Below are 12,586 nucleotides of genomic sequence, written 5' to 3'. Positions count from 1 at the left end.
TAAAACCTCATCCGAACATTGATGCAGCTTTGCCGACGCTTTCGGGGCCGGCCCAGCCAACACAACTTAAACCACCGCCGCCCGCCGCTGCACGAAGCGGTCGACATACTCGTCCGCCGGCGAGTGCAGGATCTCTTTCGGCGTACCGACCTGGATCAGGCGACCGTCCTTGAGGATCGCGATGCGGTTGCCGATGCGCACGGCCTCGTCGAGGTCGTGGGTGATGAAGACGATGGTCTTGTGCAGGGTCTTTTGCAGCTCCAGCAACTGGTCCTGCATCTCGGCGCGGATCAGAGGGTCGAGGGCGCTGAACGCTTCGTCCATCAGGATGATGTCGGTGTCCGCCGCCAGGGCGCGGGCCAGGCCGACACGCTGGCGCATGCCGCCGGAGAGCTGGTGCGGGTATTTGTTTTCGTAGCCCTTGAGGCCCACGGTGTTGATCCAGTGCAGCGCGCGTTCGGCGCACAGCTGCTTGCTCTCGCCGCGCACTTTCAGGCCGTAGGCGACGTTGTCGAGCACGGTCTTGTGCGGCAGCAGGCCGAAGCTCTGGAACACCATGCTGATCTTGTGCCGACGAAATTCGCGCAAGGCGTCCATGTCGTATTGCAGGATGTCCACGCCGTCCACCAGGATCGCGCCGCTGGTCGGGTCGATCAGGCGGTTGAAGTGGCGTACCAGTGTCGATTTGCCGGATCCGGACAGGCCCATGATCACGAAGATCTCGCCGGTGCCGATGCTCAGGGACAAGTCGTTGACCCCGACCACACAACCGGTTTCGTTCAGCACCTGCTCCTTGGTCTTGCCCTGGCCGACCATGGCCAGCGCATCCTTGGAACGGTTACCGAAAATCTTGAAGACGTTTTTGACTTCGATCTTGCTCACGGTTGCGTTGTTCATTTGCTCACCTCATGCCGTGGCCGACCATACGCCTGGGTAATGCGGTCGATGACCACTGCGAGAATCACGATCGCCAGACCGGCTTCCAGGCCGCGTCCGACGTTGAGGGTCTGAATGCCGACCAGTACATCTTCACCCAGGCCACGGGCGCCGATCATCGAGGCGATCACCACCATCGACAGAGCCATCATGGTGGTCTGGTTGATCCCGGCCATGATGCTCGGCAGGGCCAGCGGCAATTGCACGCCGAACAGTTGCTGCCAGCGGTTGGCACCAAAGGCGTTGATCGCTTCCATCACTTCGCCGTCGACCTGGCGGATGCCCAGATCGGTCAGGCGGATCAGCGGCGGCGCGGCGTAGATCACGGTGGCGAAAATCGCCGGCACCTTGCCCAGGCCGAACAGCATCAGCACCGGAATCAGGTACACGAAGCTGGGCATCGTCTGCATGATGTCGAGCAGCGGCATCAGGAACGAACGCAGGCGATTGCTGCGCGCCGAGAGAATCCCCAGCGGCACCCCGATCAGCACCGAAATGACCGTGGCGACCATCATCAGCGCCAGTGTCTGCATCAATTTGTCCCACAGGCCGACGGCGCCGACCAGGAACAGCAGACCGACGATCACGGCGGTGGTCACGACTTTGCGGGTGGCGTGCCAGGCAACGCCTGCAACGATGGCCAGCATCAGCCACCACGGTGCAGCGCGTAACAGGCCTTCAAGGTTGACGATGGCCCACAGCAGGGTGTCGGAGATGTGGCGGAACACGTCACCGTAGTTGGTGACCAGTGCATCGACCCAACCGTTGACCCAGTCGGCGATGGAAAACGTAAAGCGTTCGGGAAACATAAGAGACTCTCAATCAAGGGGTTGCGATCAAGCGTCCGACTGCCGTTGCCGGCAGCCGGTGAAGCTCGACCTACAAGGCCGCGTCGATTTTCTTGGCTGCGTCGTCGCTCACCCATTTGTGCCAGACTTCAGGATGTTCCTTGAGGAAGATTTTCGCCAGTTTCGGCGACTCGATCCGCTCCTTGGTCATGCGACCCAGGTTCTGGTTCAGCAGATCGATCGGCAGGTTGACCTTTTCCAGCACGGCCACCAGCTCCGGGGCTTGCTCGTGGAAGGCCTTGGACAGGCCGACCTTGATGGTCACGCGCTTGTCGACGCCCGGTTTCTCTTCCAGTTTGACGGCGTCGATCTGGCCCATCAGCGGGGTTGGCGACCAGTAGTAGAACAGGATCGGCTCGCCACGCTTGTAGCTCGACAGCACCGCAGCATCCAGCGCCGGGCCGGTGCCCGGGCGGAAGTTGGTGTAGCTGTTTTCCAGGCCGTAGCTTTTCAGCATTTCGCTGTTGTCCAGCTCGCAGGTCCAGCCGGCCGGACAGTTGTAGAAGCGGCCCTTGGACGGTTCTTCGGCATCCTTGAAGATCGCCGAGTATTTGCCCAGGTCAGCGATGTTTTTCAGGTCTGGCGCCTTGGCTTCGATCTTGCGCTTGGCGTCGCCTTCGATCACGTAGCGCGGCACATACCAGCCTTCAACCGCACCGACGACCGGCGCGCCGACACCGACGACCTTGCCGGCCTTCTCGGCCTTGTTCCAGACCTCGCTGCGGCCGACCCACTCTTCGGCGAACACTTGAATATCGTTGCTGCTCAGCGCGTTTTCCATGGTGATGGAGTTGCCTGGCAGGCTGTCGGTCTTGCAGTCGTAACCTTTCTCCAGCACGACCTGCAGTACGTCGGTGAGCAACATCGCGCTTTCCCAGTTCAAACCGGCGAATTTCACTGGTTTGCCGGACTCGCACCAACCGGCGGCCTGGGTGGCACCGGCACTGGCCAGCAGGCCCATGGACAGCAATGTGGTCAGCAGGGTCTTGTTCGATTTCATTGTTGTGACGCTCCTAATCATGAATTGGCTTACGGCAGTTCAAGAGGCATCCAGCCCTGTCCACGTCCAGATCAGGCCTGTGCCGCAGCGCGGCCGGTCCCGTTTGCTTCAGGTTGTACAACGCTGTTCTGCTCGACCGGCAGAATCAGGTGATCGGGCACGCTGCCGTGCCATTTCATTGCGCACAGGTAGTAAAGCGCAGCGGGCAGCACCAGACCGATGATCCACGAGATATCCACATCCCCCAGCGCGGCAACCAGCGGACCGGTATAGAACTTGGTGGAGATGAACGGCAGCTGCACCAGCACACCGAACACGTAGACGCTGATCCCGAGAATGTTCCAGCGACCGTAGCGACCGTTCGGATCCGCCAGCGCCGGTACGTCATAGCGCTCGCGAGTGATGCAGTAGTAGTCCACCAGGTTGATCGCGCTCCACGGCGTGAAGAACGCCAGCAGGAACAGGATGAAAGACTTGAACGCCCCGAGGAACGAGTGCTGGCCGAGCAGCGCCATCAGAGTCGCCGCTCCAACGATGACCAGCACGAACACCAGACGCTGCATGCGCGTTACTTTCAGGTCACCACGGAAACCGCTGATGATGGTCGCGATGCACATGAAGCTGCCGTAGGAGTTCAGCGTCGAGATGGTCACCTTGCCGAACGCGATGCTGAAATACAGCAGCGCAGCGGTGGCACCGGTGCCGCCCAGACCGACGATGTAAGCCACTTCATGGCCGGCAAACTGGCCGTTGGCCGAAGCCGCCGCGAACACACCGAGAATCATCGCTACCTGCGCGCCGATTACCGAACCGGCACCGGCGGCGAAAAAGGTTTTCACCGAGGAAACCTTGCTCGGCAGGTAACGCGAGTAGTCCGCCACGTAAGGGCCGAAGGCGATCTGCCAGGACGCTGCGAGCGACACCGCCAGCAGGAAACTGCTCCAGCTGAAGTGGCGAATTTGCAGGAGTGCGCCGACGTCCACCTGACTCATCAGACGGCTGAACAGATAAACAAAAGCAATCACGCCAATGACACTGGCGATACGACCGATCCAGTGGATCACCCGATAGCCGAGCACCGTGACCACCACGATGACGCTGGCGAAAAGCAGGATGCCGACGGTGTCACTGACACCAAACAGCTGGCCCAGCGCCTGACCGGACAGCACAGTCCCGGTGGCGGTGAAGCCCAGGTACATCAGGCACACCAGCACGATCGGGATGGCTGCGCCGTAAACCCCGAACTGCACACGGCTTGAGATCATCTGCGGCAGGCCCAGCTTCGGACCCTGCGCCGCGTGCAACGCCATGACGCCGCCGCCTAGCAGTTGACCGATCAACAGACCGATCAGCGACCAGAACACATCGCCGCCCAGCACCACGGCCAGGGCCCCGGTGACAATCGCAGTGATTTGCAGGTTGGCACCCATCCACAGGGTGAACTGACTGAATAGACGACCGTGTCTTTCCGCTTCCGGGATGTAGTCGATCGAACGCCTTTCGATCAACGGTTTACTGCCTGCACGATCGGTGTTGCCCGCCATGATTCAACCTCTGTGGATTGTTCTGGGTTGTGTTGCTGTATTGGCTTGAGCGGGAGCGAGCGCGCTCGCTCCCGCCGTTTTTTATTTGCCGGTGATCATCGGCAGGTTCAGCCCCTGCTCCTTGGCGCAGTCGATGGCGATCTGGTAACCGGCGTCGGCGTGACGCATCACACCGGTACCCGGGTCGTTGTGCAGCACGCGAGCGATACGCTCGGCCGCCTCGTCCGTACCGTCGCAGACGATCACCATGCCCGAGTGTTGCGAGAAGCCCATGCCGACGCCGCCACCGTGGTGCAGCGACACCCAGGTCGCGCCGCTGGCGGTGTTGAGCAAAGCGTTGAGCAGTGGCCAGTCGGAGACGGCATCCGAGCCGTCCTGCATCGATTCGGTTTCGCGGTTCGGGCTGGACACCGAGCCCGAATCGAGGTGGTCGCGACCGATCACGATCGGTGCCGACAGCTCGCCGCGACGGACCATTTCGTTGAACGCCAGACCCAGCTTGGCGCGCTGGCCCAGGCCGACCCAGCAGATCCGCGCCGGCAGACCCTGGAAGCTGATGCGCTCGCGAGCCATGTCCAGCCAGTTGTGCAGGTGGGCGTCGTCCGGGATCAGTTCTTTGACTTTGGCGTCGGTCTTGTAGATATCCTGCGGATCACCCGACAGCGCCGCCCAGCGGAACGGGCCGATGCCACGGCAGAACAGCGGACGGATATAAGCCGGCACGAAACCCGGGAAATCGAAGGCGTTTTCCACGCCCTCTTCCTGGGCCATCTGACGGATGTTGTTGCCGTAGTCGAAGGTCGGGATGCCTTGCTTCTGGAAATCCAGCATGGCTTTGACGTGCACGGCCATCGACTGCTTGGCAGCCTTGATCACCGCCGCCGGTTCGGTCTTGGCGCGGGCGCGGTATTCTTCCCAGGTCCAGCCGGCCGGCAGGTAGCCATTGAGCGGGTCGTGGGCGCTGGTCTGGTCGGTGACCATGTCCGGGCGCACGCCACGACGGACCAGCTCCGGAAGGATTTCGGCGGCGTTGCCGAGCAGCGCGATGGAGATCGCCTTGCCTTCTTTTGTGTACTTTTCAATGCGCGCCAGGGCGTCGTCGAGGTCTTTGGCCTGTTCGTCGACGTAACGGCTTTTCAGGCGGAAATCGATGCTCACCTGCTGGCATTCGATGTTCAGCGAGCAGGCTCCGGCCAATGTGGCAGCCAGCGGCTGGGCGCCGCCCATGCCGCCGAGGCCGGCGGTCAGAACCCAGCGGCCCTTCAGGTTGGAATCGTAATGCTGGCGACCGGCCTCAACGAAAGTTTCGTAAGTGCCCTGGACGATGCCCTGGCTGCCGATGTAGATCCAGCTGCCGGCGGTCATCTGGCCGTACATCGCCAAACCTTTCGCGTCGAGTTCGTTGAAGTGTTCCCAGGTCGCCCAGTGCGGTACCAGGTTGGAGTTGGCGATCAGCACGCGCGGCGCATTGCTGTGGGTCTTGAACACGCCGACCGGTTTGCCGGACTGCACCAGCAGGGTCTCGTCGTCGTTCAGGTTGGTCAGGCTCTCGACGATCTTGTCGTAGCACTCCCAGTTGCGCGCGGCGCGGCCGATGCCACCGTAAACCACCAGCTCTTTCGGGTTCTCGGCCACTTCCGGGTCGAGGTTGTTCATCAGCATGCGCAGCGGCGCTTCGGTCAGCCAGCTCTTGGCGGTCAGCTTGTTGCCGCGGGCGGCGCGGATCTCAACATCACGTCTCTTTGTATAAACGGCAGTTGTAGGCTTATTGTCAGTCACGAAAAAGACTCCTCAGCGATCAATTCAAACCAACCCTGGCGGTGGGCAAGCGGCTTGTGCGCTTCAATGCGCGACAAGCGAATCAGTGGACGCTGCGGAGAACCTCTAACGACTCATACGCATACGTCTTTACTTGTACATACAAGCATATGCAATCGAGCGGCCAACTTGTTGGAGGGCTGTTCAACAAAAATGCCGGACACGACTGGAGGACGCCTATATCAAGGGCTGTGGCGTGTATGAATTTTTTCGCGAGGTGGGTCTGCGCGAGCAGTGAGCTGTTACAGAAGCGTGGTTTTGCGCCACGCTGGGGCGTTCGGTAACAAGTTGGTGCGCGTTCGGGAACGTCGGGATGAAAAAACCGCCGCTTTCAACAGCCCTGCCGGGACTGTTCGAAGCGGCGGTTTTTCAAGGGTCGATCAGCGTGCAGTCAGTTCGATCACACAGCAGCCGGCATTCACGGCAACTTCCACCAGACCGATGTTGCCGTCCAGTTGCAGGCAATCATGCCGCCCAAGTTGCGCAGCACTGTCACCGACCTGCACTTGCAGCAACTCGCTGACGCTGAAAACCAGAACGGTGCCGGCGGAGCTGAAAAACCGTTGCTCGCCGTCCAGCCACTGCAAGCGCGCGCTGTAACGCTGCGGCGCATAAATCAAATTGAAGTCGCGGATCGCCCCGCCGAGCAAGGTGCAAGACACCTGGCTTTCACCGCTGAAGGCAAACGGGTCGAGAGGTAACAGCGGTCGGGTGTCGTCACCGTCGACGCACAAGGTCATGCCGTCGCCCTGCAACACCGTGATCACCCGTTGATAACCGGTGAATGTCGAGAAACCGCCGGATTCTGCAATGTCGGCAATCGACAGGCGCCAGCCGAAACCGTCGAGGCCGGCACCGGCGTCACGGGTGATTTCTTCGGTGCTGCCACCGCCGTTTTTCCACGGCATGCGCGGGTAGCCTTCGGCGCGTAAAACCTTCACTTCACTCATTTATGAAAGCGTCCTTCCAGACGATGACGGGAACCGGGATGGATCAGGCGCGCCGCCGTCACCGGCTGACGGCCAGACCAGGTACGGCGACGGATCAGCAGGCACGGCTCGCCCTTTTCAATCTGCAGCAATTTGCATTCGGACGGCTCGGCCAGGATCGCTTCGACCACGTGTTCGCCTTCGGTCAACGGCGCAACCTGGTTCAGATAGGCGTATGGCGTTTGCAGGGTGAAGTCCTGCTTGAGGTATTCCGGGGCGACGAGCGCGTTGACGAAACGGTCTTCGATTTGCACCGGAATGTCGTTTTCGTAATGCACGATCAGCGAGTGGAACACCTTCTGCCCTTCGCGCATGTCCAGCGCCAGGGCGCGCTCGGAACCGGCGGCCTCTTCTTCCAGGGTGATCACCTGGCAGGTGTGGCGATGGCCACGGGAGGCGATTTCGTCGGCGATGTTGTGCACTTCGAACAGCGCGGATTGGCTCTTCGGCTCGGCGACGAAGGTGCCGACGCCCTGCATGCGTACCAAAAGACCGTCGGCGGTCATCTCGCGCAGCGCGCGGTTGATGGTCATGCGGCTGAAGCCCAGCTGGCTGACCAGCTCGCTTTCCGACGGTACGCGGTAATGCGGCGGCCAGTTACCACTGTCGATCTGCTGGGTGATCATCTGTTTGACGCGGGCGTACAAGGGCGCCGGACTGTCGCCCATGTTCGCGGCCAACGGAGAAACTGGAGGCGGAGTCGGCACGATGGATCCCTGTTCATTGGATAAGGTTGCTAGCTTGCCGGAGTTTACCGGGCAGGCAAACGTCTGTATATGTATATACAAATAACACACGATGGGGTGCTGAACCATGTCCGCCTTCTTTGCCGAACGCGCGCTGCTGCCTAACGGATGGGCCAACAATGTACGTCTCGAGGTCAGCGCCGACGGCGTATTGACCCGAATCCAGGCCAACTCCACCGCAGATGGCGCCGAACGGCTGAGCGGTCCGCTGCTGCCGGGCATGCCGAATCTGCACTCCCACGCGTTCCAGCGAGCGATGGCCGGGCTGGCGGAAGTGGCCGGCAACCCCAACGACAGTTTCTGGACCTGGCGCGATCTGATGTACCGGCTCGTCGGAAAAATCAGCCCCGACCAGCTCGGCGTGATCGCCCGTCAGCTGTACATCGAGATGCTCAAGGCCGGCTACACCTCGGTCGCCGAATTCCATTACGTTCACCACGATCACAACGGTCAGCCGTACGCCGATCCGGCCGAGCTGGCGTTGCGCATCAGCCAGGCCGCCAGCTCCGCCGGCATCGGCCTGACGTTGTTGCCGGTGCTCTACAGCCACAGCGGATTTGGCGGCCAGTCGCCGAACGAAGGTCAGCGCCGCTTCATCAACAGCACCGAAAACTACCTGAAGCTGCAATCGCGCCTGCAACCGCTGCTGGCTCAGCAGAAGGCTCAGTCGCTGGGCCTGTGCTTCCACTCGTTGCGCGCAGTCACGCCGCAACAGATCAGCGAAGTGCTGGCGGCCAGCGACACGCAATGCCCGGTGCACATCCACATCGCCGAACAACAGAAGGAAGTCGACGACTGCCTGAGCTGGAGCGGTCGCCGCCCGCTGCAATGGCTGTACGAAAACACCGAAGTCGATCAGCGCTGGTGCCTGGTGCACGCGACCCACGCCAATCCGGAAGAAGTCACGCTGATGGCCAAGAGTCGCGCCATCGCCGGCTTGTGCCTGACCACCGAGGCCAACCTCGGCGACGGGATTTTCCCGGCGGTGGATTTCCTCGCTCAGGGCGGACGCATGGGCATCGGTTCCGACAGCCATGTGTCGCTGAGCGTGGTGGAAGAGTTGCGCTGGCTGGAATACGGCCAGCGTCTGCGCGACCAGCGACGCAATCGCTTGTATGGCGCGGATCAGCCGATGGTTGGCCGCACGTTGTATGACGCCGCACTGGACGGTGGCGCTCAGGCACTGGGCCAGCCGATCGGCGCGCTGGAGGTCGGCAAGCGTGCAGACTGGATTGTGCTCGATGGCAACGATCCGTACCTGGCCACGGCCAGCGGTGACGGGATCCTGAATCGCTGGCTGTTTGCCGGTGGCGACCGTCAGGTGCGCGATGTGCTGGTCAACGGTCAGTGGGTCGTCCGTGATGGCCGGCATGCCGGGGAAGAGGACAGCAATCGCGCCTTCACCCAGGTCTTGCGAGACCTTTTGGGCTGACACAAAAAAACCTGTGGAGGGCAACCTCCACAGGTTTTTTGTTGCGCGTCAGTTGGACGTCTTGGCCATCTGCTGATCCGACGTTCGCCAGATCAACCGCGTGGTGTCGTAACCCTGCTGGCGCGCCTTGCTCAGCAGTTCTTCGCGCACCACACCGTTGACGGTCGGTGTACGCGACAACAGCCACAGGTAGCGGCGGCTCGGATCGCCAACGATGGCGGTCTTGTAGTCGTCGCTGACGTACAGCACCCAGTATTGGCCCTTCGCCGATCCCGGAATCAGTCGCGAAAACCAGGTATCGAACTCGACCCACAATTTGTCGGTCTTGCCCGGCACCTGGGGATAAGCCGTGCCCTTGACCTCTTCCCATTGCCAGTCCTTGGTCAGGCAACGGTTGAACACGCCCAGGTTGCCGTCCGATTCGAGCGTGTAACGGGCTTCGGATTGCGCGCAGTTGCGCTGGAAATACATTGGCAACCGCGCCAGCTCGTACCAGGTGCCCTGGTAACGTTTGAGGTTGACGCTGTTGACTGTCTTGGGCGCCAGCGGATCTTCACCGGTCGTGGCGCAGCCGGCCAGTACCAGGCCGGCGAAAAGGATAAGCAATAACCGCTTCATTGTTTTTCTCCCGTGGGCGCGTAGCCCCGGTTTACTTCAGGCCTTGGCCGGAAAACATCAACACTTTGTCACCGGCGTACTGCACGCTGATAAAGCTGTTCTTGTCGCCCCAGGTGCAACTGGACATGCCGAGCGCACCCGAGCAGTCGGTAGGCTTGCCGAGCAGCGTCTCCACTTCAGCCTTGGCCATGCCGGCCGAGAGCTTCGAGTAGTTTTCCTGATTGACCTTGCTGCATGCGGCCAACAGCACACAAAACGACAGAAGGGCGATAGATCGCAGCGACATGGTGTAACTCCTGGAACGGAAGGGGGATGGCCTGGCGCCAACCAGAAGCTTAGAAGAGAAAACCCCTGTCTGGTTCCCTCGGCGGGCGGCTATTTATTGACCCGCTCGTCCGGCTTTCATCGGTAAATCAGTCACTTTGTAGGGCTATTGAGCATTTCGTCGCCTTTAACAAAAGCGTTCTCATCTTTGTCGCGCGGCGGTCGAAATAAGAGCAGCGCAAAGCCCGAGAGTGTGGCAAATTGCCGCCCTTTCTTGACCAGCCCCTTCGCGGTAGCTTCCTTAATGACCAGAAACATGAAATTCAGCCACAAAATCTTGTTGGCTGCCGCCCTCGTGGTGGCCGTTGCGTTCGCCTGTTTCATTTTGTTCAACGACTATCGCCAGCGCGAAGCCCTGCAAAGCAGCACCGAAGCGTCGATGCAGGAACTGGGCAGCCTGACCACCAGCAACATCCAGACCTGGCTGGAAAGTCGCATTCAGTTGCTGCAATCGATGGCCCAGCAGGTTGTCGCCGACGGCAACGCCCCGGCCAGCCTGAAGCGCATCATTGATCTGCCCGCCTACACCGGCAATTTCCAGCTCAGCTATTTCGGCGGCGCCGACGGCGTGATGTTCTCGGTCCCTGCCGGCAACCGCGCACCGGATTACGATCCCCGCGCCCGTGGCTGGTACAAAGCGGCGAACAGCGCCCAGCAGACCATCGTCACCGAACCGTACATCGCCGCTTCGTCCGGCAAACTGGTGATCACCGTCGCCACCCCGGTGCAGCGTCAGGGCCAGATGATCGGTGTGGCCGGCGCCGACATCGATCTCACCAGCGTCAGCGCGATCATCAACTCGCTGAACTTCGGCGGCCACGGCCACGCGTTCATCGTCAGTGCCGACGGCAAGATCCTGATCCACCCGGACAGCAAGCTGGTGCTCAAGACTCTGGCCGAGGCCTATCCCACCGGTGCGCCGAAAGTCACCCCGGGCCTGAAAGAGGTCGAGTTCGACGGCAAGACCCAACTGATCTCCTTCACTCGCGTCAACGGCGTGCCGTCGGCCGACTGGTACGTGGCGCTGGTGCTGGACAAGGACACCGCGTTCTCAATGCTCAGCGAGTTCCGCACCTCGGCGCTGATCGCCATGGTCATCGCCGTCGTCATCATCATCGCCCTGCTCGGCATGCTCATTCGCGTGCTGATGCAACCGCTGCTGACAATGGGCCGCGCCATGCATGACATCGCCGAAGGCGAAGGCGACCTGACCAAACGGCTGACCATTCATGGCCACGACGAATTCGGCGCGCTGGGGCTGTCGTTCAATCGTTTTGTCGAGCGTATCCATACCTCGATCCGCGAAGTGTCCTCGGCCACCGGGCAGGTCAACGAAGTCGCCCTGCGCGTGGTCGCGGCATCGAACTCGTCGATGTTCAACTCCGACCAGCAAGCCTCGCGCACCAACAGCGTGGCCGCTGCAATCAACCAGCTCGGCGCCGCCGCCCAGGAAATCGCCCAGAACGCCGCGCTCGCCTCGCAACACTCCAGCGACGCGCGCAGCCTGGCAGTCGACGGCCAGCAGGTTGTGGATAAAACCATCCACGCGATGCAGCAACTGTCGGCGAAGATCAGCGACTCCTGCGGCAACATCGAAACCCTGAACAGCAACACCGTGAATATCGGGCAGATTCTGGAAGTGATCACCAGCATCTCCCAGCAGACCAACCTGCTGGCGCTCAACGCAGCCATTGAAGCAGCCCGCGCCGGGGAGGCCGGTCGCGGTTTCGCCGTGGTGGCCGACGAAGTCCGCAACCTGGCACACCGCACCCAGGATTCGGCGCAGCAAGTGCAGAGCATGATCGAAGAGCTGCAGGTTGGCGCGCGTCAGGCGGTCGGCATCATGACCGAGAGCCAGCGCGAGAGCGAAAGCAGCGTCGGCATCGCCAACCAGGCCGGCGAACGCCTGGAAAGCGTGACCCAGCGCATCGGCGAGATCGACGGCATGAACCAGTCGGTGGCAACCGCGACGGAAGAGCAGACGGCGGTGGTTGAATCGATCAACGTTGATATCAATGAGATCAACACGCTGAACCAGGAAGGGGTGGAGAACTTGCAGGCTACTTTGCGGGCTTGTGCGGATCTTGAGCAGCAGGCTGCGCGGTTGAAGCAGTTGGTGGGTAGCTTCAGAATCTGAAGATCAAGAGCTTACCCCCTCATCGGAACGCCGCCCGCCCAACCCTCTCCCCCAAGGGGGCGAGGGGAAAGGGAGCCGATCTCTGTCGCTTTCCAGACCTGAGTTCAACTCGGTATTTCAAGTCAGCGTAACTCGAACATCCAACTCGGTCAGTCCCCTCTCCCTCCGGGAGAGGGTTAGGGTGAGGGCTGGTT

At 61.2% G+C, this 12,586-nt stretch carries 12 protein-coding genes and 1 pseudogene; 3 read left to right on the top strand and 10 right to left on the bottom strand.

Annotated features, from left to right (window positions below; translation table 11 throughout):
- Positions 1-66: 66 nt before the first annotated feature.
- From NE357_RS01800 to hutC, 7 genes are all read right to left on the bottom strand, one after another.
- Positions 67-897, bottom strand: a complete 831-nt coding sequence (locus NE357_RS01800) for a quaternary amine ABC transporter ATP-binding protein (RefSeq protein ID WP_169428476.1) — start codon at positions 895-897, stop codon at positions 67-69.
- The gene (locus NE357_RS01795) at positions 894-1,745 is read right to left on the bottom strand and encodes an ABC transporter permease (protein ID WP_085711027.1); all 852 of its coding nucleotides are present in this window, start codon (positions 1,743-1,745) and stop codon (positions 894-896) included. The genes NE357_RS01800 and NE357_RS01795 overlap by 4 nt, the downstream gene beginning before the upstream one ends.
- Before the next feature lie 70 nt (positions 1,746-1,815).
- The gene (locus NE357_RS01790) at positions 1,816-2,784 is read right to left on the bottom strand and encodes an ABC transporter substrate-binding protein (protein WP_169428475.1); all 969 of its coding nucleotides are present in this window, start codon (positions 2,782-2,784) and stop codon (positions 1,816-1,818) included.
- A gap of 71 nt (positions 2,785-2,855) precedes the next feature.
- Positions 2,856-4,328 (bottom strand): purine-cytosine permease family protein, encoded by a 1,473-nt coding sequence (locus NE357_RS01785; RefSeq protein WP_169428474.1) that lies wholly within the window; start codon positions 4,326-4,328, stop codon positions 2,856-2,858.
- 81 nt (positions 4,329-4,409) lie between these two features.
- Positions 4,410-6,107 (bottom strand): urocanate hydratase, encoded by a 1,698-nt coding sequence (gene hutU / locus NE357_RS01780; RefSeq protein ID WP_169428473.1) that lies wholly within the window; start codon positions 6,105-6,107, stop codon positions 4,410-4,412.
- 419 nt (positions 6,108-6,526) lie between these two features.
- Entirely contained in the window at positions 6,527-7,096 is a 570-nt protein-coding gene (locus NE357_RS01775; RefSeq protein WP_169428472.1) for a HutD/Ves family protein, read from the bottom strand.
- A complete protein-coding gene (gene hutC / locus NE357_RS01770) occupies positions 7,093-7,803 on the bottom strand; it encodes a histidine utilization repressor (RefSeq protein ID WP_162803449.1) in 711 nt (236 codons plus the stop codon). Before hutC ends, NE357_RS01775 begins: the two co-directional genes overlap by 4 nt.
- A gap of 145 nt (positions 7,804-7,948) precedes the next feature.
- Here hutC and NE357_RS01765 point away from each other — a divergent pair, with 145 nt between their 5' ends.
- The gene (locus NE357_RS01765; protein ID WP_169428471.1) at positions 7,949-9,313 is read left to right on the top strand and encodes a formimidoylglutamate deiminase; all 1,365 of its coding nucleotides are present in this window, start codon (positions 7,949-7,951) and stop codon (positions 9,311-9,313) included.
- A gap of 48 nt (positions 9,314-9,361) precedes the next feature.
- Here the strand turns inward: NE357_RS01765 and NE357_RS01760 are convergent, their stop codons facing one another.
- The 3 genes from NE357_RS01760 to NE357_RS01750 all read right to left on the bottom strand — a co-directional run bounded on the left by NE357_RS01760 (position 9,362) and on the right by NE357_RS01750 (position 10,513).
- Positions 9,362-9,931, bottom strand: a complete 570-nt coding sequence (locus NE357_RS01760; RefSeq protein WP_169428470.1) for a lipocalin family protein — start codon at positions 9,929-9,931, stop codon at positions 9,362-9,364.
- Between the two features lie 31 nt (positions 9,932-9,962).
- Positions 9,963-10,217 (bottom strand): hypothetical protein, encoded by a 255-nt coding sequence (locus NE357_RS01755; protein WP_007952486.1) that lies wholly within the window; start codon positions 10,215-10,217, stop codon positions 9,963-9,965.
- Between the two features lie 131 nt (positions 10,218-10,348).
- Positions 10,349-10,513: a hypothetical protein gene (locus NE357_RS01750; RefSeq protein WP_169428469.1), complete on the bottom strand. Its 165-nt coding sequence runs from the start codon at positions 10,511-10,513 to the stop codon at positions 10,349-10,351.
- Between NE357_RS01750 and NE357_RS01745 the strand changes: the two are divergent.
- Positions 10,500-11,486, top strand: a pseudogene (locus NE357_RS01745) (cache domain-containing protein); the annotation flags it as partial. The gene NE357_RS01750 and the pseudogene NE357_RS01745 overlap by 14 nt on opposite strands.
- Positions 11,487-11,627: 141 nt before the next feature.
- Complete coding sequence (locus NE357_RS01740) at positions 11,628-12,392, top strand: methyl-accepting chemotaxis protein (protein WP_371320915.1); 765 nt, start codon at positions 11,628-11,630, stop codon at positions 12,390-12,392.
- Positions 12,393-12,586 lie beyond the last annotated feature (194 nt).

This window comes from Pseudomonas sp. G7(2022) (assembly GCF_052660475.1).
The sequence above is the reverse complement of the archived record's forward strand: the minus strand, read 5'-3'. Positions and strand labels throughout refer to the sequence as shown.